General features: G+C 41.9%; 24 protein-coding genes. 8 read left to right on the top strand and 16 right to left on the bottom strand.

What is annotated here, in order from left to right:
- Positions 1–5: 5 nt before the first annotated feature.
- Complete coding sequence (locus M9899_04090) at positions 6–1067, bottom strand: hypothetical protein (protein MCO5113338.1); 1062 nt, start codon at positions 1065–1067, stop codon at positions 6–8.
- A gap of 52 nt (positions 1068–1119) precedes the next feature.
- Here M9899_04090 and M9899_04085 point away from each other — a divergent pair, with 52 nt between their 5' ends.
- The 3 genes from M9899_04085 (at position 1120) to M9899_04075 (ending at position 4336) form a co-directional block, all read left to right on the top strand.
- Entirely contained in the window at positions 1120–1974 is an 855-nt protein-coding gene (locus M9899_04085; protein MCO5113337.1) for a hypothetical protein, read from the top strand.
- The gene (locus M9899_04080) at positions 1964–3121 is read left to right on the top strand and encodes a hypothetical protein (GenBank protein MCO5113336.1); all 1158 of its coding nucleotides are present in this window, start codon (positions 1964–1966) and stop codon (positions 3119–3121) included. Before M9899_04085 ends, M9899_04080 begins: the two co-directional genes overlap by 11 nt.
- A 420-nt stretch (positions 3122–3541) precedes the next feature.
- A complete protein-coding gene (locus M9899_04075) occupies positions 3542–4336 on the top strand; it encodes a hypothetical protein (GenBank protein MCO5113335.1) in 795 nt (264 codons plus the stop codon).
- 353 nt (positions 4337–4689) lie between these two features.
- Here the strand turns inward: M9899_04075 and M9899_04070 are convergent, their stop codons facing one another.
- From M9899_04070 to M9899_04040, 7 genes are all read right to left on the bottom strand, one after another.
- Positions 4690–5511 carry a hypothetical protein gene (locus M9899_04070; GenBank protein MCO5113334.1) on the bottom strand — a complete coding sequence of 274 codons (822 nt, stop codon included), beginning with the start codon at positions 5509–5511 and terminating at the stop codon, positions 4690–4692.
- A complete protein-coding gene (locus tag M9899_04065) occupies positions 5508–6497 on the bottom strand; it encodes a hypothetical protein (protein MCO5113333.1) in 990 nt (329 codons plus the stop codon). The genes M9899_04070 and M9899_04065 overlap by 4 nt, the downstream gene beginning before the upstream one ends.
- A gap of 176 nt (positions 6498–6673) precedes the next feature.
- Entirely contained in the window at positions 6674–8056 is a 1383-nt protein-coding gene (locus M9899_04060) for a DUF4340 domain-containing protein (protein MCO5113332.1), read from the bottom strand.
- Entirely contained in the window at positions 8057–9670 is a 1614-nt protein-coding gene (locus tag M9899_04055; GenBank protein MCO5113331.1) for a GldG family protein, read from the bottom strand. It abuts the gene before it with no gap.
- 5 nt (positions 9671–9675) lie between these two features.
- Complete coding sequence (locus M9899_04050; GenBank protein ID MCO5113330.1) at positions 9676–10434, bottom strand: ABC transporter permease subunit; 759 nt, start codon at positions 10432–10434, stop codon at positions 9676–9678.
- Positions 10434–11363: an ABC transporter ATP-binding protein gene (locus M9899_04045; GenBank protein ID MCO5113329.1), complete on the bottom strand. Its 930-nt coding sequence runs from the start codon at positions 11361–11363 to the stop codon at positions 10434–10436. Before M9899_04045 ends, M9899_04050 begins: the two co-directional genes overlap by 1 nt.
- Before the next feature lie 71 nt (positions 11364–11434).
- Positions 11435–12727 (bottom strand): hypothetical protein, encoded by a 1293-nt coding sequence (locus tag M9899_04040; protein ID MCO5113328.1) that lies wholly within the window; start codon positions 12725–12727, stop codon positions 11435–11437.
- 68 nt (positions 12728–12795) lie between these two features.
- Here M9899_04040 and M9899_04035 point away from each other — a divergent pair, with 68 nt between their 5' ends.
- On the top strand, positions 12796–13065 hold the full coding sequence (locus tag M9899_04035) for a hypothetical protein (GenBank protein ID MCO5113327.1): 270 nt from the start codon (positions 12796–12798) through the stop codon (positions 13063–13065).
- 393 nt (positions 13066–13458) lie between these two features.
- Here M9899_04035 and M9899_04030 read toward each other — a convergent pair whose 3' ends face one another.
- A complete protein-coding gene (locus M9899_04030) occupies positions 13459–14241 on the bottom strand; it encodes a hypothetical protein (protein MCO5113326.1) in 783 nt (260 codons plus the stop codon).
- Positions 14242–14490: 249 nt separating this feature from the next.
- Here M9899_04030 and M9899_04025 point away from each other — a divergent pair, with 249 nt between their 5' ends.
- Positions 14491–16086, top strand: a complete 1596-nt coding sequence (locus M9899_04025) for a DUF839 domain-containing protein (protein MCO5113325.1) — start codon at positions 14491–14493, stop codon at positions 16084–16086.
- Positions 16087–16097: 11 nt separating this feature from the next.
- Here the strand turns inward: M9899_04025 and phoU are convergent, their stop codons facing one another.
- The 5 genes from phoU to pstS form a co-directional block, all read right to left on the bottom strand.
- Positions 16098–16778 (bottom strand): phosphate signaling complex protein PhoU, encoded by a 681-nt coding sequence (phoU, locus tag M9899_04020; protein MCO5113324.1) that lies wholly within the window; start codon positions 16776–16778, stop codon positions 16098–16100.
- A 93-nt stretch (positions 16779–16871) separates the two neighbouring features.
- Complete coding sequence (pstB, locus tag M9899_04015) at positions 16872–17627, bottom strand: phosphate ABC transporter ATP-binding protein PstB (protein ID MCO5113323.1); 756 nt, start codon at positions 17625–17627, stop codon at positions 16872–16874.
- A 19-nt stretch (positions 17628–17646) separates the two neighbouring features.
- Positions 17647–18531, bottom strand: a complete 885-nt coding sequence (pstA, locus tag M9899_04010) for a phosphate ABC transporter permease PstA (protein MCO5113322.1) — start codon at positions 18529–18531, stop codon at positions 17647–17649.
- Positions 18528–19460 carry a phosphate ABC transporter permease subunit PstC gene (pstC, locus tag M9899_04005; protein ID MCO5113321.1) on the bottom strand — a complete coding sequence of 311 codons (933 nt, stop codon included), beginning with the start codon at positions 19458–19460 and terminating at the stop codon, positions 18528–18530. Before pstC ends, pstA begins: the two co-directional genes overlap by 4 nt.
- Positions 19460–20488, bottom strand: coding sequence for a phosphate ABC transporter substrate-binding protein PstS (pstS, locus tag M9899_04000; protein MCO5113320.1), 1029 nt, complete (start codon positions 20486–20488; stop codon positions 19460–19462). Before pstS ends, pstC begins: the two co-directional genes overlap by 1 nt.
- A gap of 350 nt (positions 20489–20838) precedes the next feature.
- Here pstS and M9899_03995 point away from each other — a divergent pair, with 350 nt between their 5' ends.
- Positions 20839–22134 carry a hypothetical protein gene (locus M9899_03995; protein MCO5113319.1) on the top strand — a complete coding sequence of 432 codons (1296 nt, stop codon included), beginning with the start codon at positions 20839–20841 and terminating at the stop codon, positions 22132–22134.
- A gap of 150 nt (positions 22135–22284) precedes the next feature.
- Here the strand turns inward: M9899_03995 and M9899_03990 are convergent, their stop codons facing one another.
- Positions 22285–23304: an AI-2E family transporter gene (locus M9899_03990; GenBank protein MCO5113318.1), complete on the bottom strand. Its 1020-nt coding sequence runs from the start codon at positions 23302–23304 to the stop codon at positions 22285–22287.
- Between the two features lie 121 nt (positions 23305–23425).
- The gene (locus M9899_03985) at positions 23426–24247 is read right to left on the bottom strand and encodes a hypothetical protein (GenBank protein ID MCO5113317.1); all 822 of its coding nucleotides are present in this window, start codon (positions 24245–24247) and stop codon (positions 23426–23428) included.
- A gap of 229 nt (positions 24248–24476) precedes the next feature.
- On the opposite strand from M9899_03985, the gene M9899_03980 reads away from it, so the two are divergent.
- Positions 24477–25316 (top strand): N-acetylmuramoyl-L-alanine amidase, encoded by an 840-nt coding sequence (locus M9899_03980; protein MCO5113316.1) that lies wholly within the window; start codon positions 24477–24479, stop codon positions 25314–25316.
- Positions 25303–26007, top strand: coding sequence for a ribonuclease PH (rph, locus tag M9899_03975; protein MCO5113315.1), 705 nt, complete (start codon positions 25303–25305; stop codon positions 26005–26007). Before M9899_03980 ends, rph begins: the two co-directional genes overlap by 14 nt.
- Positions 26008–26031 lie beyond the last annotated feature (24 nt).

Genomic DNA, 26031 nt, shown 5'->3' with positions numbered 1-26031 from the left:
GCCATTTAATAAATTTGATCTAAGTAATCTATGCGATCGGGCACCCAAGCGTCGGGGATAGAATGTAAATCCACAAAAGCGGCCTTCTGATCTACAGGCAAAACCAAGGGCTGCGAGGGCAAACTGGGTTCAAACTCTGAATACAGCACTTTTTCTTTGATCAGAAGAGGGGTCAGTGTCTCGTTCACGAAATGGCTCATGCGCACACGACGAAACAAGTTGTCATAAGAGGTTTCAAGCTGGTCCCTTGAATACGAAAAGTTTCGCATAAGATCTTTGGCCACAGTGACCACATGTTCGCGACGCAAATATCCGTACTGATATAAATCTACCGCACCTTGAAAGGAATCTTCCATGACAAAAAGGCGACGTCCATATTTTGTGTAATACTCGGGATCGGTGTCATCTGCCAGATTGATGTAAATCCTTTGCACAGGGTCCCCACTGTCTAACATGTCCCTAAGTTCTAAAATCAGATCAATCTGAGTGTCTAACACGGAATAATTTTTTAAAAGTTCACGCACTTCTTTATCCGTCATACGATGACCACAAAGATCCGAAAACAAAGAATAGATAGAGGCATCTGACTCACTGTCGTCCCCCCAGCACACCATCTGGACCTCAGGGTTTAAACGCAAACGCAATTCCATCAGAGCTTGCAACTTATAGCCGATCTGTTTGTTCAATCGCCAAAACCGTCCAGGGTAAATGTTTTTTAGGTTGTCTTTACTGATAAAACCTAAAGGCTTGATCCCATCGGTAGTGAGTTTCTGATAAATTTTGCGTTCAAGTTGCGGTGGTGAAGCTGAAACAAAAAATATAGGCAAACGACTTCCGTACACCTCTTGCATCCCTTGCACCAGAGTCTTTGTCCCAGGTACATTCACCTTGGACTCGCCCTTTTCAAAAATGGTTTTAATTAAGCCACGAAAGCTCTCCCATTTGGTGTCCAAATAAGTTTTATCTAGGTCCCAAATAAACACCTGTTTATAAGACTTAAGCTTTTCTGGGGATTCATATAAAAAACCGACAACATCACTGCGCTGTATTTGAACATTCGTATCCATGCTTGAAAAAATTACCATTTCCTGTAGATAGAGTAAAGAAAAGGAATGAAGGATGCTAAAAACTGACACTATGACAGTCCAAAAGCCAGAAGAAACGCCATCAGATTCCTTTTTAGAGATTCCATGGTGCACAACATTTCACTCTAGACCTGTATTGACTTGGAAAGATCTAGCCCTATGTCACTCCTCATTAAACTCTAGCGCGTCTGCTTTCACAGAAATTGCTGAAGACGCCATTTACTCTGTTCTTGCAGAGATGTACCCAGAAAAAGGGCTCTTTGACCTCTTTGATTTGGTTCTGTTTATGAAAGAACATCGAGGTCTAAGTTTTGATCCCTCACATTTAGCCAAGGCCTATGGCTTTTTTTGGAATGACTCCTATGATCAGCTCCTACTGCGTTATGTGGAATTCCCTATCACTTTTCAGAATTGGGGTAAGGCCAAAGGATTCCGACTGAATGATGCACGCCCACTGAATCTCTTAAGCACAGACGATATAAAGCAAGAATTTTGGACTTTGGCACTTAGCTCTTTTGAGGCACGCAAGGTTTCTCATGCTGAGGGCAAGACTTTACTTGAACTGCTTGTGGACCTTTATCTTTTACACCAAGACGAAGACTCTATATTGCGGCTAGGTGATGAGGCCAAAGACAATGAGTCTTGGATTTCTAGGCTAAGAAAAAAGCGTTACCCTATGACAGAAAATATAGATCAAACCTATCGCGCTTTTATAGATAAAAAGCGTTGGTCTTTACCTTGTCAATTTAAACGTCAAGGCGACAAAAAAGGATTTGTGTTATCAGCTTTCATTGCCTCAGAAAACGAAATCACTAAGGTGGACCAACAGATTAAACAAAGTTTGGAGCATCTTAAGGAATTTTACCAAGGGACATCCCATGAGCAGTGAAAATTCCGCTTCAGAAATTTTTAATTCTATTCCTAGTGAGCTTCTTAAGTTTGATCGCATCTTTATTCACAAAGACTGCTGGGAAAGTGAAGTCGCTAAACGTTTTAAACGTCTCTTTGCAAAATCGCAAATTCAAAAAGTAGACTCTGAGCCTTTTGCAGACAGCACCTACAAAGGCACTTTGACCAAATCTGATTTTGATCGCAGCAAGAAGAACATCTACATTTGTAACTTTAAAGGCGAATTTTTTAAAAAATGTCCAGGTGCTCACAAACGTATGGCCTGTTGCAATTACTTTGTTTTAAATCTGGGTTTACAGTGCAATATGAACTGCTCGTATTGTTATTTACAAAGCTTTATCAATACCCCTGTGATGACTATTTACGCAAACATGGATCAGGCTCTCAGGGAGCTTGACGAGTTGGTCTCTGATTTTAAGGGCATGAGTGTGCGCATTGGCACAGGAGAGGTGATCGACAGTCTCAGCCTTGATCCTTTGACTCTATATTCAAAATCTTTGATCGAGTTTTTTCGTACTCGCCCCAATTTGCTTTTAGAGTTTAAAACCAAGAGCGATTATGTAGATCAGTTTTTAGATGTACCCCATGCCAGAAATGTCATCGTCAGCTGGTCCATCAATCCACAAAATATCATTGAGGCTGAAGAGCACGGCACGGCTTGCCTTACGGCTCGCGTTCAAGCCGCATTAAAGTGCGTGCAGAAAGACTTCCGTTTGTCCTTTCACATTGACCCCGTCATCTGGCACCCTGAATGGCAGATGAACTATGGCGAACTGGTGGACCTGATCTGTGACACTTTTAATCCTAAAGACATCCCTTATATTTCTTTGGGTGCATTGAGATTTCAAACTGAACAGCGCTACATCATGAAAGAACGTTTTGGAATGAATAGCCTTGTTAACTCTGCCGAGATGTTTGTTGGGCGTGATGGCAAACTTCGTTATGATCAAGATGTGCGTAACCAGATGTTTAAATTCATCATTGATAGATTTAAAGCTCACAATCCTAAATGGAATGTCTTTCTGTGTATGGAAAGTCCCGAGACTTGGCTTGCCACCTTTGAAGCCACACCCCGCAAAGTCGAAGGCCTCGAAGACCTCTTCTCTCCCCGCCACTTGCAACCCTAGGTTCCGCCTCAGTGTTTGATTTGAAGTTCTTTTGAGTTTCTTGGTTTAGACTTGATTTTAAAGTTCAGATTATACCTTAGCTTCCAACGCAGCAGAGAGCGGGTGCAATGCGTCTTCGGCTTTCGTCATAACTTTGAATTGAGATTTAGATTGAGAGAAACTCCTTTGGAGCTTCCCTCAATCTAAATCTCAACCCAAACTTATGCCGCAAGTCGGATACGCATCGCTCGCCTCTGGAGGTTGCAATCTAAGATATAATCTGAACTTTAAAATCAAGTCTAAACCAAGAAACTCAAAAGAACTTCAAATCAAACACTGAGGCGGAAGTGTTGCTCGCTTATATGGACTGAAGTCGGTATTCTCAGAATGAGACGGTTTTTTTAAAGTCTTTAGGCTTAAAAGTCGAAATGTATAATTAGGATGAGTCGTAATTTATTTATTATTTTTTACATAATCGGAATCCTGATTATTGGTCCAAGTGTATCTTGGGCCGAAGAGGATATCCGTTATTTAAGTGCAGATGAATTGCAACAAAAATCCCAACAGCAAGCCAAAAAAGAAAAGGCGGCTCGTAAGGCTGAAGCTAGAAAAAAAGCGATGGCAACTCAAAGAAAGTCAGCGCAAAAAAGAGCACAGTTGGCTAAACGTAAAGCTCTTGCTGCTAAAAAATCTCAGAAGACGTCCTCTAAAACAACTCCTTCTAATAAAACAAGATCCACAGCTTCAGTGGCAACAGCTCCTGCTCCGAAGGTGGTTGTGCGTGACACATTAGAAAGATTAAATGAGTCTATTCCAAAAAAACGCAAAGAGATCATTAAAGCCTTAGATGTCGTGGATCACGTACGCACGTATTACACCATCAACAGAGGGGCTAATCTTAAGGATTTACAAAAAGATTCTCGCTTTAAAGAAATTTATGACGACATGAATGCAGACACTAAAATGATGACCTATCTGTATCTTAAAGGCCTATACGAAAACAGTCCTCAAGCCATTACTGATAAGAGCGAACGCAATGTTAAAAATCTAGCCGAACTTCCTCTCAACCGTAAGTACACCCCAAGTAAAACCGACATTGACGGCTTTAACGAAAAAACATCCTTTAAATCCAAACTCGTAAGAAGCCTCAGCGGCAAATACGTCAGAACACCAAAACCTCAAGAAACCATCACTGTCCCCGTCGGCACATCCGAAGACTCCGAGTCAATCGACTAAAAAAAACTTTAATTACCTAGCCTCATCTCTTAGCCTTGAAATTCCTTGAGTTTCTAAGTTTAATTCGATTGAGAATTGAGATTATATCTTAGATTACAACCTCCAGAGGCGAGCTATGCGTATCCGACTTGCGGCATAGATTTGGGATTCAACTTGGAAATAAGGGAGGCCCCAAAGGGGTTTCTCTTATTTCCAAGTTGAATCCCAAAGGTATGATGAAAGCCGAAGACGCTTTGCACCCGCTCTCTGCTGCGTTGGAAGCTAAGGTATAATCTCAATTCCAAAATCAAGTCTAAACTAAGAAACTCAAGAGAATTTCAAACCCTAAGAGATAAAGCGTCGAGACTGCACGATTAAAGTTTTTTTTCTAGGGGGACGTGGGGCCAGGCGGTGGCTTTGGGGAGACTGAGGTCTTTGGTGTGGATGAGCTTGTTGTGGTGGTAGACTCCCGTGAGTGCTCCGACAAAGGCGTTAAAGGCATTGATGTCTTTAAGCATCTTGCGCTTTTCTACATCATAGGAAAATAGCTTCATGTGCTTTTCAAGTTGAGTCAGAATCTGCTCGCGGCTTTCTTGACCGTACACAGAGTGAGCATAACTTCTTAAGACTGATTTTGCGACTTTGTACGCACGGCCAATCTGCCATACAGAAACTTTGGGATAAAATTCATACATTTTATATTTAGGAAGTAGATGATTTAAATACATCGCACGAAACATTAAAGGGGCTTTGTTGGCTCCTCCTGCATGATCTAAAATGAATTTTTCATCCAGCTTGTTCTTCCAGTAAAGCTCTGCCACCCTTTCCGTGTAGGGGCTTAAACTGCGACTGAGTTTTTTAGTGCTCACCTCTTGTGAGTAAAAGTTCTTCATCCACCTTAACTCTTCATGATGATCCACTTCTGTGCTTTGCCCTTTTAAAATATTTAAAATAGTTTTGGGAAGCTGGAGTGGAACATCTATGTGGATGCTTTTTACATTACTAGTCTTAGTGATATATTCTATTAAAACATGATCAGGCGAATGATCGTCTTTAGATGTGATCTGATCGTAAATATGAGCCAGCACATAACGTTCCGTAGCAGGGTAATACTCCACGATGGCCATAGATGTCCTTGGGGTTTTTACTCCACTCAAGGCCACACCTAAAAACCGAATACTTTTAGGAAGACTCAAATGATCATCTCACACTCTATGATCTGTGCATGAGTTCCAAAATCCAGTTGCGATCTTAAATCTTGGGGAACGATGGCCCACAAACATCCACCGCCCCCAGCACCACAAATTTTAAAATGTTTCACCGAATGGGCTTTTAAAATTTCAATACAGGCACTGAGAGGTTCATTCACATAACCTGATGCCAATTCTGTGCGCAGCCTCAGTTCTTCTTCTAACAAAGCCTGCATCTGTGAGCCTTCAGCAGTTTGTAAGTCTTGATAGATGTGTTCTGAAACATCTTTTAACCCTTGAAGTACTTTAAGGGTCACGGGGTCTTTATTGATAGCCGCCTGATAAATATTCCAATTGTTCAGCCCTGAATGATGAGGATGGCCAGAATATATCAACATAAAATCTTTTTTATGTTTTTCTAACCAAGGACTTTTAAAAAAAGTTCGACGACGTCCTTCATAAGAATATTCTATACAAGATAATCCAGGTTCGATCGCCTGATAATAATCTTGTGTACCTGCTGGGGATTTTAAAATTGCAGACTCCAGACCGCACGCAAGAGTGACATAGTCTTCTTCTGTACGCAAAATTTTTAACTCCGCATCAAAGGCTTTAAGAAGCGCAACCAATAAAGTAGAGCTTCCACCAAGACCACCTCCGACAGGGCTTTGGGACTCAGTGATGACTTCTAAACCTACGATTTTAGGAATAGGGTAAATTTTTAACACAGGTTGCAAAATGGCTAACTCCTCATCATTGCAAACAAGAAGCTCTTCTACTGTGGAAAATTTTTTATCGTAGTTCAAATTGGAGATGCAAATGCGAGCCCCTTTGGGATCTTTCATGCGTTGCCCAATTTTCACTGACGCTTTTGCATGTAAATTCAAAGGGGCGTTGACCGTCTTGGCCCCATCCACAAGATGATACAAAGGCCATAAATCTAAAGTGCCACCAGAAATATCAATGCGTAAATGAGATGTGTGAGTGGTCAATCCTTTTCCCCCGTGAAATCGGCCCATCCTAAAGCTATTGCGCCCATAGTATCGCTATCAGCTATCAGCTATCAGCTATCAGCTATCAGCTATCAGCTATCAGCTATCAGCTATCAGCTATCAGCTATCAGCTATCAGCTATCAGCTATCAGCTATCAGCTTAAAAATATTGTCACCTATTTGTAAAACTCAAGCAACAAAAGGTTTTCAATAGATTTCTTTTGCACCCAAAAGGGAAGGTCCTTACCTGTTTCAACCACAAGGTAGCAGTCCTCTAAATTGTCTCTGGCTATAGATGAACCCACTTGATTGTAAATCACGAAATGCTTACGCCACCCTTCGCCACTGAGTTCTATCTCTTTTAAAACATTTTTTTTGGCAGGCTCGATGGAAGGTTCAAATCGCTCGGCCTTAAAATCTGAGAGGTCAGATAAAAATTTATAAACTTTAGCCCCATCAAAACTTAAACCATTTTGAGCTTTAGAGACCATCTCTTTAGACTCTTGCCACATGTTGTTTTTCTTTTCATAAATGCCAAGACCAGAAATCACCAATTTGTGGGCGGCCTTAATGTCCACGCCAAACTGGAAATCCAAAAAGTCCACTGTATCAGGACTCACCACTTGTAAAAAAGACTTGTTCAAACCAAACCATTTATTACGTAAACTATTGTAGACAAAATAATCAAACTGATCTTGGGGATTGGACTTGGCCACCTTATAAAAACTAAGACTCTGCTCCTCACTTTCTTGATTTGATCCTGTGAATTTGGCCTTTATATTTAGGGTTGGAGTTTGGCTGACCACTGATTTGGCTTCTGTTTCGTCCACAAAGCCCGCACTTTTAAACTTTCTTAGATCATCCAAAAAGGAAAAGATTTTTGCACTGTCCGAAGGATAAGATGCGCTGGGTTTTAAGGTCCACACTTTATCTTCTTTAACCAGAGCAAAGGAGTCTTTGGATCTGGTCCATGAAATCTGTTCTAAGTTCTTCCATCTTTGAGCGTTCCAAGACATTAAACTTAAATCTTGAAACTCTTCATGGTTTTTAAGTATCAGTGCGCGCCAACGCGAAGCACTCACATACAATTTAGGCGTCTTCGTGTTTCCGTCTTCCACAACTTTGAGATATGTTTGACGATCAAAAGTGTCCTTAGCTCCCACAGTCACTTGATAGCTCTTATTTTTCTTTGCAAAGACGGTCACCGTCCCGATAGGATCATTTAAGCCATACTGCTCCCAATTGATGTCTGCGCCAGACTGAAGCTCTCGCCCCTCTTGTCCTAAAACTTCATCTAACCAGTACACCAGACTTTCGGTGTCAGCCATGTCTTCTGCTGGGGCCAAGACTTGCCACTCTTCTGCGGTTTTAACGACTTGAAAGTCCATCTGTCCATACTGGATATGAACCTTCACCACATCTTCTGACTTGATCCGAGTGATTTGGTCTGCCGTGGCACTGATGGACTCATCTTTTACTGTGGCATACATTTCGTATCCCACAAAGGCAAAGAAAGCTAAAAGTAAAAAACCTAGAATTAGATTTTTTTTAGACTTCATTTACATGGCTCTCCTTCTGATCCAAAAAACAAATGTTAAAACCAAAAACACAAAAGGAACTGATAAGCCAAATAAAGACGCCACATTAAAACCTGTAGGACTGAGTTTAATAGTTGTAGGTTGGGCTTCATTGGAACGAATTGTGATCAGGTCTTTTTGTCCTGACAAATAAGTCAGAGCATTTAAAGCAAGATCTTTATTAAAACCATTAAAAATATATTCATTAGAGACAAAATCGCTGTCAGCAAAAAGAACAGAGATGAAACTCTCAGGATCACCCTCTTTCTCGTCTTTAAGAAAAGATTCGTTGTCTTTGGCTTCTACTCCATGGGGATCAAGTGGATTTGGTTTTTCAGGACGTCTAGTGACCATGACTCCCAAATCAAAAACTTGGCCTTGAATTTGACCTGTGGCTTGAGCCTCTTCCATCACTCGTTGAATCTCTTGAGGGGCTTGGACAGAAAAACTGTATTCATTGGTTTTCACTAAAGGTTCGTACTGAAAAGTTTCATGTTCTAAATCCCCTGTCCATGAGCCCGACAAAGGAAAGAGCACTTGAGCATTAGAAAATTTATCTGTGATAGGAGAACCCCCATCAAACTCAGACCCAATCACGATCAAAGGCATCACAGACTGAAAAGAGGCTACAAAATGTTTATTGTACTCCAGTCCCCAAGGTTTAAAGAGGGCGCTTAAGTTCACCTCGGCCTCAGGATCAAGGGCTACAAATAATTTACCCCCTCTTTGCACATACTCTTGTAGGATTTCCATCTCTTTAGATAAAAAATCTTTTTTGGGTCCCATGATCACTAAAACAGAAGCATCCGCAGGAACCTTTCCGTCTGGAGCATTAAACAAAGACAAGTCAGAAACCTTAAAGCCTCTGGATTCTAAAAGTTGTTTAAGATGTGAAACGCCAAAACCTGACTCGTCACCTGGCGAACGCTCTCCATGACCCATTGTAAAATACACTTGGCTATGGATTTGGGTTTTAAGACGAATCATGGCCGTCGTGATGGACTCTTCTGAAATGGGCTCAGCCACTCTTTCTGTTTTGTCCCCTTGCTTAACCACAACCACGATCTTATTAAAATCTTCGGCCGTTAAGTCAGCACTGGCTGAAGGGGCCATGTGAGCATCTAGCAGTTCTGTTTTGACTTTGCTTACACCTGCATTTTCATAAAGTTTAAAAATTCTTTTAAGCACCATTCTTTGAGCGGCGTGCTGTTTGCCTTGGTAATATCCAATAATGCTTACGGGTTCATCTAGCTCATCTAACACTTTAAAGGACTCTGCGGATAAGCTGTTTACTTGATCCTTGGTGATGTCCCAAGATTTATTATAACGGACTGACAAAAAGTTAATGCCAATCAAAACTAAAAACCCTAAGAAGATGATCGCCCCATTGCTCATTCCGTTCTTAGTCGAGCGCGCACCGAGAAATTCCACTAACTGTGAGCGATTGTAATACACCCAAGCCCCAAAAGAGGCTAACCCTAACACCACCACTAAATATAAAAATGGAAACCATACACCTAATAAAAAAGGAATTCCCGCTAAGGCCAAACAAAAAGCGGCTACAAATAAATATAAAAACGCCCACTTCTTTACCATTTGACTTACCTCCACCTTGCCGATTCAACGACTCTTTGTGTGATAAAACAAAAGAACACCACGGCACTGATCAAATACACAAAAGCGCTGATGTCCAATGTTCCTTGAAAAAAATCTTCTAAATGTAACACCAAAGCCATCTGTTCAAAAATTGCAGAGAGAATCGGATTAGAAAACTTCCCCACACCTGATCCTACGACCATAGTTGAAAGAATAAATAAAAATCCTAAAAATCCACTTAAGAGTGCCGACTCTGTCAATGCTGAAGCGATCAAACACAAAGACACGTTAAAAGCCGTTAACAGCACCATGCCTAAATAAGAACCCCATAAAGGCCCCCAATCAAAGTCTGCCACAAGAGATGTGGCCAGTGGAAATAAAAAGGTCACGCCCACAATAGAAAGCACCGCCGTCCAGCACGCAAAAAACTTTCCAAGTACAATGTCCAAAGACGTCAAAGGTGATGTGAGAAGAAGGTCCATAGTGCGTTCTTTTTTCTCTTCAGACAAAGTTCTCATGGTCAATAAAGGAATCAGAACCAAAAACGTCAGATACAACCAATTCAAATGTGGCATGAATACAAATGTGTGAATGTTTAAAGGCGGTTGCCCTTGCCCAGGCATCAATGACATTTGCGCAAAATTTTCTAAACTCATCAAATACAGAATAGAAAGTAAAAACGTCACCAGAAAAAATACAAAACAAAACCACGGACTGGTAAAAAATGTCTTCACTTCTTTTTTATAAATCACCCAGATACCCATTATGCTTGAGCCTCCTGTTTATGCGTGAGTTCAATAAATATCTTTTCTAGTTGCACTTCTTCTTCGCGGATTTCTAGAAGTCCTGCCTTAAACTCAATGGTTTCTATGGCTAGTTTTTCTAAGGCAGTTTCAGTTTCATCACACTGAACTTTTAAACGTGGCCCCTCGGCCTCTACGGCCCGCACGTAACTTAAAGCCTGAAGGTGTTTGATGAACTCTGGAGTGTTTTTCCTTACTCGAAGAACTAAGTTTTTTGCCCCTGTCATCATGTGGGCCAGACCGTCGATGCTGTTCTCTGCAACGATCTTCCCTTTATTGATGATGATGACACGCTCACATGTGGCTTGCACTTCTGACAAGATGTGTGTGGATAAAATGATGGTGTGCTCTCCGCGCAGTTCGTTGATCAAATTTCTGAACTCCGCCACTTGGGTGGGGTCAAGCCCCACAGTGGGTTCGTCTAGAATCAGAATTTTTGGTTTTGAAACTAAGGCCTGTGCAATGCCAACTCTTTGGCGATAGCCTTTGGACAGATTTTTGATCATACGATTTTTAACATCTTCAAGCTTAAGCTTTTCAATGACGTATTCAATATTTTTAGTCTTATCCTCTTTTTTTACACCCTTAAGGTCACTGACATACGCCAGATATTTTTTAACCGACATGTCCACATAAAGAGGAGGTGTTTCTGGTAAATATCCCATCACTTTTTTGGCACGAAGAGGGTCTTCAAAGACATCCACGCCATCAATTAAAATCTGTCCTTGAGTAGGAGCCATAAAGCCCGTGAGCATCTTCATGGTAGTGGTCTTGCCTGCACCGTTAGGACCTAAGAATCCTACGACCTCACCCTCTTGAACTTCAAAACTCATATTATCAATGGCTTTTCTTTGGCCATAACTTTTGCTGACTTCAGAAACCTTAATCATAGCTGCACCTCAGTCTTAAAAGGCTCGTGTTTATTCTCTAGGAATCAAACCCAATACAAAAAATTAACGGACTACAGAGAGATTGTAAACACCTGTTCGTGAGAGTAGGTCACTCGCCCTAACTTATCCCCTTTAATCGGTCGCACATAACGGCACTGTGTCACTAAAATGCTTACTTTATCCCCTTCTTGGAACGACTTTGCGAAACTTGCCGAAGCCTCATGCCACCACCGCACGATTCTCACTATTTCGTCATAGGTGATTTTTTTATCCTTGGGGCATTGCAAAAGTGCGTACGCAGAAGAGCGATCTTTAATATGAACCCAATAATGCCAAGCTTTGGCTTGACGTAACAGACGTAAGTTGTCTTGTGCGGATTTACCTAAATACACCACACTGTCGGCGGACACTTCCAACTTGCGAGCCTCAATATTGGAACTTTTCTGCTTACTTGTTTTTGACGTTTGTAAACGTTGACTTTGTTTTTGTTGATACAGTTTAGTCCACTCTGCAGGTGAAAGATCTTGAAGAGTTTGAAGCTCCGATTGAACCTCGTGTTGACGCTCTAATAATCTTTCTATCTTTTGTTGATTTTTTTTGTGCTTTTCATAAGCGTCTTTCTGTTGCACATAGACGTTTTGTGAACCATCGTAAAAGTGTGGAAATTCAAGAGCGGCTTGCTTGGGATCTCCCACTACAAGCTCGGCAAACTGATCATAGTGTAAATTGCGTTTATCCCGTTCATCTGCTTTGAGTTTTTGTAAGAGCTTTTGTTTTTTAGCTACCTCTTGTGACAGAGGCGGAACCTTAAGGTCTTTGACCTTCTCTGTTTTTACACCCCACAGTGCACTCAGAGTTTCGTTTTTGATTCTCTCTAACTGTGAAGACATCTGAGCGTTTACATCACCTTGAGAGGGTTGAACCACTAGCTCTTTAGGTTTATTCAGAAAAACACTTTTGCTCCCCACAGTTAAACTGATATTCCATGCCACAGGGACTAGATTCTGCTCTAAGCGAATATCCGTAGACAGCCCCTGATCATGTCCTCCCACAAAATCTAAATGCACCACGCGGCCCAGCTCTTGATCTCTTTTGACCGCGACAAGCTTTGCCCCTAAAAGATGAGCCTTGGCAAACAGGTAAAGCGGTTTGGTCTCGGATTTGATCTTTTTAAGGGGCTCTTCAGTGAGCACAAGGGCGGACTTAGGAGGCTTAGCCCAAAGGATCAGGTGGGCCACCTGCGATGTGAGACCGTGAAAGAGACCCACGACGAGAGTCCCACGCGTAAAGCCTATGCTTTGCACCTCTGCGCCCAAATAGGCTTCAATTTCCTCAAGGCTTTGGTCTATTTCTAACGTATTCATAGCCTTAGCATTCTAAAACCTATTCTTTAGGCAGGTCAAAATTTTAAATTCTTCCCCGATAAGCAGGTATGGAAATTGTCTCAAAACAACAAATTGATAGCATCATCGAAGATCACCTGTTTGATTTAGATCACGAAAACGAAACTCCCTACGAGTTCATCGCTGAAGTGTGCTACCGCTTTTTTAATCTGAACGACAGCCACAGTTTCATCACTCAAAATCATATCGAAGAGTACGTCTTAAGCCGTCTTCGCGACCTCTTAGACACCGACTATGACCTCAATATCTTTCGCCTACGCTTTGCACCCCTAAATTGGAAACAAAAGTTCGATTTTTAAGCCCATCCCGCAAGGACCCAAAAGGGTCACAAGAGTAGGGCCAAGGGTCGAAATTTTGCTTAAGTTTATTCTGAAATAAAAAATAAAGGGGTTTGGGACTGGTCTGCGCCTTGCTTTAATAAGAGCGTTGCTTCAAGTCCTCCCCCTTCTTGAACAACAAGCCTATTTTTGGCTTTTATGGGCTCTTCGGAGCCCATTTTTTTTGCCCTAAATAAGTTTGTTTTTTAATCTCATCTATTATTTTGTGTGCTTGTAATTTCCAGACTAGGGTACTCAAACATGACTGTAGCAGCTATCAATAACTTGATTGATGCGACGCAAATCCATGATAAACAAAAAAAGAGGGACTCCCCTCTTTTTTTAAGACCTTAAATATAAAGCTTGTACGGCTAGCTATTCGGTAGCTGTGGCACTGATATCTCCTAATTGAGCATCTGATTGGCGTGCCGCAGGAGGGGCCTCAACCTGTTGAAGAAACCCTTCTTTTCTATCACGAGGCTTGCTGAGTACTTCAGCAACATAGGACTTACCACCACAGCTTGCTGTGTCTTCGCCAAAACTTCGGCTAATAGTGCGATCCATGGCTGAGGAATAAAATCCTTTGGGCAACTGAGTTTCTAAAGATTTAGATATCCCTGTCATCTCGCCCTCTTTTTCAAGTTTTCCATGCTCATTGTAAACAAGAAAACTATTTGTTCTTAAACTGTCAGATTTTTCTTCGTTCACTTTGCTAATCACATTTGCAGTCAGTCTTTCTAAATCATCTTCTGAAAGTTTATTTTCTTTTAATGAAGCCAACATCTTTCTGGCTTCAAATACAGCCTGCTTGACGGCCTTGCTGGTCCTTTTACTTCTTTGTGGATCATCCCAATAGTTAATGAATTTGATCAACCCATCTCTGAGTTCTACTTTTAAAGCTTGCAACTGACTCTCATCCAAGTTCTTACCTGCTAAAGCAATGGCGGTCAGTTTTAAGGAACCATCAAAGTCAGACTTATAACGATAAATGGCTCTTTTTTTTCCTGATATTCCATCTTCAATATGGATCACCAGCTCACTTCCATCCTTGGGATGGAAATCCACCTTTGCCAAAAAGTCAGCAATACAGGCCTGGGCCTGCGAAATGCTCATCAATGAAATTAAAACTCCTACCAAAAAAGCTTTAAAGCTCTTCATGCGTTTTCCCCTTGTTTTTATTGGTTTCGACTTACGGCCAGATGTCTTATTTTCGACCACTTTGTGTACCAACTTGAGACTTTTTTTTCGCTCTAACTGAATCCAAACATAACTTTCACTTGCTAGACAGATGTATAAACCCTATACAGGATTCGTATCCTGAAAAGGACTTATAGAGGCCTTGGTTGTATTACACTCACCAATCAGATGTGCCTACACAGAATTTGTATTCTGAAAAGGAATGAAGACATGATGAGACCCACCTCCCGCCGAAGCTTTCTTCAGTTTTTAGGTGGAGCCAGTGCCCTCTCGCTGACAGGTCCTGCATGCACCAGTTTACTTTCACACGTTAAGCACAAGAGCTTTAAAGCTTTGCGCCCCCTTTCCCCTCAAAGACAAGACAAGGTCATTTTAGCTGAAGGCTTTGAGTCTGAAATTCTAATCTCTGAAGGTGCGCCTTTAGGGCGTGGTTTGTTTTTTGGAGCCAATAATGACTTCACACAATTTGTCAGCCGCAAAAATTCAGACACCGCTTTTTTATGGGTCAACAACGAGTACTTCTCCTCTGTGTTAGTTTCTGGAAGAAACCGCTCTGACATCCCTTCACGCGCTCAGTATTTAAAAGAACGCGAAACTGTCGGTGGGAGTCTATTAACCCTTCAAAAAAATGCCCAAGGCAAATGGAAGTTTGTAGGTCCTCACTCTGACAACAAACGCTTAAGCGGATCAAGTCAAATTCCATTCACAGCCCCCATCGCAGGCGAAACCTATGGCATAGGAAGCTTTGGAAATTGCTCGGGAGGACTGACTCCTTGGAACACCATTTTAACTTGCGAAGAGAACTACGAAAGTTATTACGGCGAATGGTTCCCAACAAAAGATGGACAAGGCAAAATCGTCCCCGACAAATACCCTTACAACTGGAGCAAAATCTCTGCCCTTGATCCACGCCATTATGGTTGGGTGGTCGAATTTGATCCTGAAACGGGAAATAGCAAAAAACTTTTAGGTCTTGGCCGCTACGCCCACGAGTGTGCAAAAGTGGTTCAGACTAAAAACAACAAACTGGTAGTGTACTCTGGTGACGACCGAGACGATCACTGCCTTTACAAATTTATTCCTGACCGACCTGATAGCCTGGATACAGGAGAACTATTTGTCGCAAATCTGGAACAACAAAAGTGGATCAGTTTAGACATTGATAAGCAGCCCCTCCTGAAAAAAAACTTCAAAGATCAAACCGATGTTCTTGTACAATGTCGTCGAGCTGCATTTCTGTTAGGGGGCACTCCACTAGCTCGCCCCGAAGACATCGAGCAAGATCCCATCAGCAAAGATATTTTTATCGCACTGACCAACAATAAACCCAAAGGTGACTACCACGGTTCAATTTTAAAAATTTCTGAAGCCCACAACGACCACACCTCTTTGACTTTTAAATCTGAAGTTTTTAGAGCTGGCGGCGAAGAATCAGGTTTCTCCTCTCCCGACAATATGGCCTTTGATCAAAACGGAAACCTATGGCTCACATGTGACATTTCGGGCTCTGCTATGGGCAAAGCCCCATACGAAGCTTTTGGAAACAACGGCTTATATGTCATTCCAAGATTAGGTCCTCAAGCAGGAAAGACAATTCAGATAGCTTCAGCACCCAACGACGCCGAATTCACTGGCCCCTGTTTCTCCCCCGACTATAAAACCCTATTCTTAAGCGTCCAGCACCCAGGAGAAATGAGCCGCAAAGGCCAACCCTACACCAGCCACTGGCCGCACGGCTCACCCCACAAACCCCTATCCTCAGTCCTCACCATCACAGGCCCCAGCCTAGAAAACCTCACACTCTAAAAAGCTTAGTCCTAGGTTTTTTTTGTTTGTAGGATTTCTTGGCGGTGGCGGATGTCTTGGCCAGTGAGGACGAAGATGGTTTCCTCTGCAATGTTGGTGCAGTGGTCAGCGATTCGTTCTAGGCTTCTGACAATCAAAATGAAATCTAGTGCTGGTTTTACGCTATTAGGTTGCTGTTGCATCAGTTCTAAGAGTTCTTTGGTTAAAAGTTTTTTACCTTCATCTACTTTTTCTTCTCTTTTTAAGATTTCGATGGCCTTTTGGGCGTTGCCTTTAGAGAAGCTTTCTATGCTCTCTTTGACCATCCAATTCACGTCAGCCATCATCTGCACGAAGGCTTTGGAGTTGGGGGTGTCCATCTTTTCGAAATGATCTTTTAAAATGCGGACGATATTACGGGACTGATCGCCCATGCGTTCCATATCCGCGTTGATTTTAATTACAGAAATAATAGTTCTTAAGTCTTGTCCAAAAGGAGAAAGCTTAGCTAAAGCCTGCATACAATGATCATCTAAGCTTCGGTGATGTTCGTTGATCATCTCTTCGAACTTTAAAACTTGAAGGATTTCATATTCACTTTTTTCAACAGCAGCTTTACAAGCATGGGACACTGCCTTTTCTACTAAGGTCCCTACTTCAGAAACATGTTTTTTTAAATTTTCAATCGTAGTCTCAATGGTCGCCTTTGACATATTTGCCTTTTATCTCCCTTTACGTCCTATACGCACTCAATAATTTTATGCAGCTAGCTTCTTTGTTCTCACAATTCCAATCTGTGATGCCACCTATCCAAATCGTCCTGTGATGTAAGACTCCGTTCTTTCATCTTTGGGGTTCGTAAATATTTCCGATGTTTGTCCAAACTCCACCAGATTCCCCATTAAAAAATACGCTGTTTTGTCAGATATACGAGCTGCTTGCTGCATATTATGAGTCACAATAATTACTGTAACAGAATTATGTAAAGCTTCAATCAGCTCCTCAATCTTTCCTGTGGAAATGGGGTCTAGGGCACTTGTGGGTTCATCCATTAAAAGCACAGGAGGTTTGACGGCAAGAGCCCTAGCAATGCAAAGTCTTTGCTGTTGTCCTCCAGATAAGCTGGTTCCTGGGTTTTTAAGATGATCTTTCACCTCTTCCCACAAGGCGGCCTGTTTAAGGGCTGATTCTACCAGCTCATCAATGGAGCTTTTATTGCGATAACCCGCAAGTTTAAGCCCAATGGCCACGTTTTCATAAATGCTCAGCCCTGGGAAAGGGTTCGGCTTTTGAAACACCATCCCGACTCTTCGACGAATCAAAACTGGGTCAACTTTGGTGTCATAAATGTTAAAGCCCTCAAAGAACACATCCCCTTCCATCCACGCGTTGTCGATCTCTTCGTGCAAACGATTAAGGGTACGAATAAAGGTGGACTTTCCGCAACCCGAAGGTCCAATCAAGGCAACCACTTCATTTTGTCCAAAAGCGCAACTCACATCTTTTAAGATATGTTTAGGACCGAATCCTGCATTTAAATTTTTGACTTCAATCAATGACATACTTCACCTGATCCACTTTTTATTTCTTTCGACCTAACTTATTAAGGTTAAGCAAAAAGCGCGTTATTAAGTTAATGGTCACCACAAAAAACACTAAAACCAAAGAGCCTGCCCAGGCTTGTCTTTCCAAATCTTCAAATCCGCTGATAGCAAAGTTATAAACCTGCACGGGAACAGAAGCCATAGGCTCTAAAATATTTGAAGACCAGTATTGGTTGGCTAAACTTGTGAATAAAAGCGGGGCCGTTTCACCTGCGGCTCTGGCAATGGCGAGCATCACCCCTGAAATCAAAGAGCTTTTTACCCCTGGAATCACAATCAGCAGAATCACCTTCCAACGAGGAAGCCCCAAACCTAATCCCGCTTCACGAATATGAAAGGGCACAAGTTTTAAAATCTCTTCGGTGGTTCTGATCACAATCGGAATCATAATGATAAATAACGACATAGCCCCAGCAAGACCTGAAAACTTACCCATTGTGGTCACTAAAATCACATACACAAAAATTCCCACCACAATAGAAGGGACACTGGTCAACAGATCCACACTGAAACTTAAATACTTGGCCAGTTTAGTCGAAGAATATTCGCTTAAATACGCCCCACCTAAAATCCCCCAAGGGACAGCAAATACAGAGGCCATAAAGACCATAATCAAACTTCCTAAGAGCGCATTCCCTATGCCTCCTCCAAGCTGACCAGGGGCTGCGGGAAGTTGGGTGAAAAAATCAAGATTGATGGAACTTAAACCCTTATAAAATACATAAGATGTGATGAACACAAACGGAATTGCAGCAAGCACTGCGGCCAGCATCAAGAAGAACACCATGATCTTGCTTTTGAGTTTTCTTTTTCTATCCATCATAGAAAAGCTAAGCTGGGTTTTGATATTAAATGGTTTCATAGCTTGTACTTCTCTTTATTTTTCCAAACGATGAGTCTTGCTAGTGAATTCACAATCAAAGACACCACAAATAAAGTCAGTCCCACAGCAGTCAAAGAAGACATGATCAGGTCGGTTTCTGCTTCTGCATATTCATTGGCGATTAAAGAGGCCATGGTTTGTGCGGGCTCAAATAAACTCCACTTGATCTGTGCAACGTTTCCAATCACCATGGTCACAGCCATGGTCTCTCCCAGAGCGCGACCTAATCCCAAGATCACAGCCGCTAAAATTCCAGGCAAAGAGGCTCTCAGCACTGAAAGCTTAAGCATCTCCCAACGAGTGGCCCCCAAACCGTAAGCCGCTTCACGAATGATATCTGGAACAGACGCAAAGACTTCTCTGCAGATTGTAGAAATAGTAGGAGTGATCATAAACGCTAAAATGATTCCCGAGGCCAACATGCCCACACCAATAGGTTCGCCCTGAAAGAAAGGCAGCCAACCCAAAGTGTATTGCAAAGCGGGTTGCAGATAATTTTTTAGAAAAGGGGCTAAGACAAAAAGCCCCCAGAGCCCATACACAATACTAGGAATGGCCGCAAGCATCTCCACTAAAAAAGCCAAAGCCCTGGCCACACCCTTTGGAGCAATCTCATTCACATACAAAGCCATACCTAAACTGATAGGTACAGCTAACAAAAGAGCCAGAAACGAAGACACTAAGGTTCCAAAAATAAAAGGTAAAGCCCCAAAAATCTGTCGTCTGGGATCCCAGTCATTGGTAATAAAAAACTTTAAACCAAAGGTTTTGATCGCCTCAAAGGACATGTCAAAAATGGCACCCATCATAAGACCCAAAAGCCCTACGGTCATTAAGGCTACAAGCGTGAGGACGTAATAAAAAAGTCGATCACCTGGGTGATGATCTTTGGGTTTTAGCAATGCCATTAGTTAATTGTGATCTCCTCAACCTCTTTGCGCAGTCGTGTTGTTAATGTTTTAGGAAGAGGAGCATACTTTAGCTCCGCAGCCACATCTTGTCCTTCTGTCATCGCCCAATCCATAAACTTTTTAAGTTCTTTACCTTTAGACTTGGAAATGTTTTCGGGGAATAGCATGTAGGTGAACGCGGCAATAGGATAGGCTTCGGGATGAGAAGAGTTTGATAGAGACACGCGGTAGTCTTCGGGGATCTCAATCCCTTCAGCGGCTTTAGATACAGAGTTTAAAGTCGGAAAGACGAAATTACCCGAAGAGTTTTGCAAAGCAGCCACAGACAGTCCACTCGCTTCAGCATAGGTCAACTCTACATAACCTATGGCCCCATGATTTTGCTTTACAAGTCCCGTTACACCTTCATTACCCTTGCCCCCAAGACCCGTAGGCCACTTTAAGGACTTGCCACTTCCGACTTCCATCTTCCAAAGCGGAGACACTTTTGACAAATAATCGGTAAAGATGGCCGTTGTGCCACTGCCATCTGAACGACGAATAGGTAAAATATAAGTTGAATTGTCTTTAAGCTCAGGATTTAAAGCTACAAGTCGTGGATGATCCCAACTTTTGATCTCCCCAAGATAAATCGCCACTAAAATTTCAGGTGTGATCTGAAGTCTTTCCTGAAGTTCAGGTAAATTATAAGTGAGCACCACAGAACCCATCACGGTGGGAATGTGCCACACTTTAAAATTAGCTTTAGCCAGTTCGTGCTCGTTCATAGGAGCATCTGTGGCACCAAAGTCCACAGTACCCTGGATCACCTGACGAATTCCTCCTCCGCTACCAATAGACTGATAGTTGATTTTTACTAAGGGGTGTTCAGAATGATAAACTTTAATCCATTTTGAATATAACGGATAAGGAAAGGAGGCCCCAGCACCATTGATAAAGGTGTCAGAACCAAGTAAAGCTTGATAAATGATGGCTCCAAAAATCATAAGCACCACTAAAACTGAGCCATAAAATTGACGCGACAACGATCTGTCTCCTTCAACAATTTTGACACTACATCACTTTTATTGGCCTCTTGAAAAGGCCTTTAAGTCTTTTTACTCCACGCTTTGACCTTAAAAGCTAACATATATGACCCCAATTTCCTGTTAGTTTTTGGTTAAATAGAAAAAATTGAAATCCATTATAAAGCAAATGAGCCAGACCAAAATTGTCATAGCCCTTCTTAAACTGCGATCTTTTTATCTACATGAAATCCGTAGAATACCAAGGACGCTTCCCTAGGGGTAATATGCACAGACCCATATTTAAAATCCACTTGGCATAGAGCTAAACCTTACTATGATATGTGTTTTGCTGATGAATTAGGAGAAATATGGAAAAAGCACAAAGTCTACTTGGAATTGCTGTATTTTTGGCCGTAGCCTACGGGCTTTCAAATTCTCGACGTAAAATTGATTATAAACTGGTCATCAATGCTACCTTGATTCAGCTTGCCCTTGCTATTTTGCTTTTAGGTGTGCCCTTTTTTAATCTCCCTGCTCCCTTCTTTTTTATCTTTTCCTGGGCTAATAGTTTTTTTCTTAATGTTTTAAACTTTACTCAAAAAGGGACCGAATTTTTATTTGGCCCCTTGGTCGATGTAGAAAAAACAGGATTTGTTATGGCACTACAAGTCTTACCTACGATCATCTTTTTTTCATCGCTAAGTTCAGTGCTTTACCACTTTAAAATTCTTCCCCTTATCATTGCGGGGTTTTCTAAGGTTCTTAAAAAGACCCTCAATATTAGTGGCGCAGAGGCCCTCTCTACAGTGGCCAATGTGTTTGTCGGTCAAACAGAAGCACCTCTGACCATTAAACCCTATCTGCCACGTATGACTAAATCTGAAGTGTTCACCGTGATGGTGGGCGGGATGGCCACAGTTGCTGGTGGTGTGATGGCTGTGTATGTGGGTTTTTTATCCGCAAGCATTCCAGACATTGCAGGACACTTGGTGGTGGCTAGTGTTCTCTCCGCTCCTGCGGCTATTTTGTTTGCAAAAATGATGTTTCCAGAAACAGGAACGCCAGAAACTATGGGTGATACTCCTACACAAACACTTCTTAGTTATGAAAATGTGATTGATGCTGCCGCATCGGGTGCGGCTGATGGGCTCAAATTAGCAGCCAATGTTGGCGCCATGCTCTTAGCCTTTGTGGCTTTGATTTATATGTGTGATGCGATCTTAATCCAAATAGGAGAATGGATCGGCTTTGCCAGTTGGGGACAATTTTTAACTCCTGGACTTGCAGAAAGCGAAGTGCCTCAGCTGAATCTTACTGTGATTTTAAGCTGGCTCTTTATACCCGCATCTTTTTTTCTTGGGATTCCATGGGAAGAGTGTTTTTTAGCCTCGGGACTTTTAGGAAAAAAGGTCGTCTTCAATGAATTCTTTGCCTACTTTGATCTGGCACAAATGGGAGAATCTTTTTCTCCTCGTTCACGAATCATTTTGTCTTACGCTTTATGTGGCTTTTCTAACTTTAGTTCTATTGCCATTCAAATTGGGGGCATTGGTGGACTTGCTCCCAACCGCAAAAAAGATCTGGCACAAATGGGAATTAAGGCCATTATAGGTGGCTCACTCGCTGCTTTTATGACGGCTTGTATTGCAGGACTTTTATATTAAACGCGGCATGTGCTTATCAGCCTGTTTTCTCGAAGAACTGTTCTTCTGACGTAATACAGAAGAACTGTCTTTATGACGTAATACAAAAGAGAATCTGCTTTACGTTTTGAAGAAGGGCTATTCTCCTCCTCAAAACAAAGCGTCTTAATCTTACTTCTTTCTAGTGATATCTCCTGACATCAACTGAGAAATATAGTGCCCACCTTCGATCTTTTCCAAAATAATTTTAATGGCCGCAGTTAAAGGCACGGCCATAAAAGCACCAGGAATGCCCCATATCAAAGCCCAAAACATCAAAGACAGAAGAATCACCACAGGATGAATCTTTAAACTGTCTCCCATGATTTTGGGTTCAATCACACTTCCTATAATAAATTGAGTCAGACCTGGAATGATAACAATAAGCCAAACCATCAAGGAACTGTCATACTGAATGAGAGCAATGGGCACAGGCAGTATCGTGGCAACGATAGAGCCAATGGTGGGAATAAAATTTAGAACAAAGACCGCCGTGGCAAAAGTCAGAGCAAAGTCCAAGCCCATAAACATGAAAAACGTCCCAATCACAATCGCAGTGATCAAAGACGTCGTTAATTTAACCAATAGATATTGACGAATTTTGTAATCCACTTCCATCAAAAATTCATTGCCAGACACATCATCCACATCAACATTTGAGGACTCAGAATCTGTAGGCGTTTCAGCAGCAGCAGTGCCAATAAATAAAAACAGTAAAAAGATAAAAACTAAAGAAAGTGAACTGATAAAGTTTAAAGCTCCAAAACCTGCATTTCTAATAATGTTGAGCAAAGGCAAACGACTTAAATAACTGGGAGCATCGAATTCCTGTGCCATCGTAAAACCTTGTTCCACCAGATAACGACGGCCTTTTTCTAGTGCAATGACCAAACGATTGTAATAGTCTTGATACCCATCTAAAAAACCCCGCACAAAGGCCACTGCAATCAGAGTCAACACAAGGACAATTACAAACACTAAAGTAAAAGTGATCACTAAGGCCAGCCACCTGGGAAGCCTCACCTCATTTTTTAAAAATCTTAGAAAGGGCAAAAGCATAAAATAAAGAAACAAAGAGAAGACAAAGGGCACCATGATGGCCTTGGTGTAAGAAAGAGCAAATGAAATAGCTATGGCAGCCAAGGCTGCCATACTCCAAATTCCTAATCTTGCTTCAGTTATCCAAAATTTATTTTCGTTATTTTGCGGCACAAGAATCACCTTTGTTGCTGAGCCGAACTTTAGATTTCGGCTCAAAAGTCAATTTGGGCCATTATTGACTATTTGCTTGATTATGGCGAGCAGAAAGTTGGGCGTGTCTTTCTTTTATAATTTGATGCTTTTCGTTTTCAGTTTCAAAGCTCTTTCTGGCGCTATCACGCTTCTTCTGCATTTCTTTTTCTTTATTACGTAAAGCTTCAATCTCTTTATTTAACCGATCAGACTCGGCCTTAAGTTGAATCTTTTGTTGATCGTATTCAACGATCGCAGCTTGTCCCATTTGAATGGCATCATCCAAACGAGTCTTAAGCGCTTCATTCTGCTCTTTTGCACGAGCAAGTTCAGCTTGGAAACGATCAAAGTTAGCTTTCTCTTCTGCTTCTTTGGCTTTAAAGCTACTCAGTTCAGCATTTAACTTGTTAATGCTCTGTTGCTCTTGTTGCAATTGTCCTGTCAGGTCAATACGGCCAGACACCAATTTACTTAGATTGACTTTAAGCTCTTGAATTTCTTTATTCAGTCTACCGCTTTCTTCTTTGAGTTTAGCAAGTTCTGTCTTTTGCTTTTCATAAGTAGACTCTTGCTCTTCTTTGGTTTTGTTATACTCTTCGATCTTTTGCTTTAACTCTGCATTAGAGGCATCAATCTTAGCCTTTTCGTCATCCACTTTTTTGATTTCGTCTGCGGCTCGTTTCGCTGCTCTTTCAGCCTGCTGTTGCATGATCTTTTCTTGAGTGCTTAAAACTTTAGCTGCATTCTTAGCGTCTGCAAGTTCAGTTTTTGCTAACTCAATAGAACGTTCAGCAAAGGCTTGCACCCCGATGGTCATTGTCGAAAAAACTAAAATTAGCGCAGAAAGTGTAGTCAGTTTCATCCTAAGACTCCTTATATATCTAATGAAAATAATACAGCGTGAGAACCGATTTGCAACCATAGCAACATCAAGGTCGTGGCTTTAATTGGACTAGAGGCTGGCATATAGGTTGCTATATATGGTCCTGATTATATCCCCCTAGCGGCCTGGCCCCCTCCTTACCCCCAGGTCGCTTTTTTTTTGCCCAGATGTCCTTGTTTTCAACTCCATTCATATTATGCTTGAATCTATGTCACACAAACTGGGGCACGTCCTCATTACCATTCTTATCGTATTTTCTTTTTATGGACTTAAGGCCATGGCTCAAGAGACATCCTCTGATGACGCTCTAGCCACGCCCAGATTGCAGGTGCTGATTGATCCTGGGCACGGTGGCATTGATCGAGGGGGAATCACTATTGGGAACACCTATGAAGAGCCTATTGTATTTGATGTGGCCCAAAAGCTTTACCTAGAGCTCTTAAATCAAAACATCAAGGCCGAGCTGATCCGTGAATCCGATCAGGGACTAGGATTAGAAGAGCGCGTGCAGATCGCCCTGCAAAAAAGACCGCAAATTTTTATTTCTCTCCATGCCAACACTCATCGCAATAAGAGGATTTCAGGGGCTGAATTTTATATTGAACCCTCAGATGCTTTAATAGGACACCAAGATTTTTTATCTTTTCTTTCTGTGACCAGCCAAAGCAATAATATGGCTGATTTTGCGCTAAAAGCTTACAACACTCGCTTCTTTTATCCCGATATGGATCAAGTTGAGGTCCCTAAAGACCTAAAGGTGATCCTTCTAGATATGCTTCGAATGAAGACACGCGGAGAGAGTCTTGCGCTGGCAGTGTCCTTGAAAAAAAATTGGAAGGGCTCTTCCCAAATTCGTGAAGGAAATTTTTATTTGCTCAGAAGCTTGCCCTTCACCAGTGTGCTTGTAGAGCTGGGATACATCTCTAACGAAAAGGACTTTCATCGTCTGAATGATGAAACCCAGCGTTTTGAGCTTGCCAAGCAACTTGCTGAGGGTTTATCCCAATACCTTTCCAAACCAAAAGGAAGTACTGATGAGACAAAATGATCGTCCCTTAGACCAAATGCGCCCTTTAGAATTTGAAGTGGGCGTGAATAAATTTGCGGAAGGCAGTTGCTTAGTTAAATTTGGCGACACTCATGTCTTATGCACAGCCACTCTTGAAGAGGGCGTACCCAAATGGCTGGCTGGAAAAAATGAAGGCTGGATCACCGCTGAATACTGCATGCTCCCTCGCTCCACTCATCAACGTATAAGACGTGACAAAGCCTTAACAGGAGGGCGCACCCAAGAGATCTCAAGATTGATTGGTCGTTCTTTACGTGCAGGTTTTGATCTGAGTAAAATTCCTGAGAAGAGTTTTGTGGTGGATTGTGATGTCCTCCAGGCTGACGGAGGCACACGAACTGCGGCGATCACAGGCGGATATGTGGCCCTCAGACAGGCCTTTAACTTTCTGCTCAAACAAGGGCTTTTACAACAAGATCCCACGCAAACACAGATTGCTGCCGTTAGCATCGGACGTCTTAATGGACAATGTTATGTCGACTTAGACTACGAAGAAGACTCCCACTGTGAAAGCGATGTGAATTTTGTGATGAACTCAAAAAAAGAATTTATTGAAATTCAGGGCACAGCCGAGAACAACTCGTTTTCTCAAGATGACTTGATTGCTATGATGGGTTTAGCTCTTAAAACAGGCGAACACATCTTTGAACGACAGACCAAGTACCTCTAGCCACTCAACACAAGGCCCCATTCC

The sequence above is a fragment of the Pseudobdellovibrionaceae bacterium genome, assembly GCA_023954155.1.
Classification (GTDB): domain Bacteria; phylum Bdellovibrionota; class Bdellovibrionia; order Bdellovibrionales; family UBA1609; genus JAMLIO01.
The sequence above is the reverse complement of the archived record's forward strand: the minus strand, read 5'-3'. Positions and strand labels throughout refer to the sequence as shown.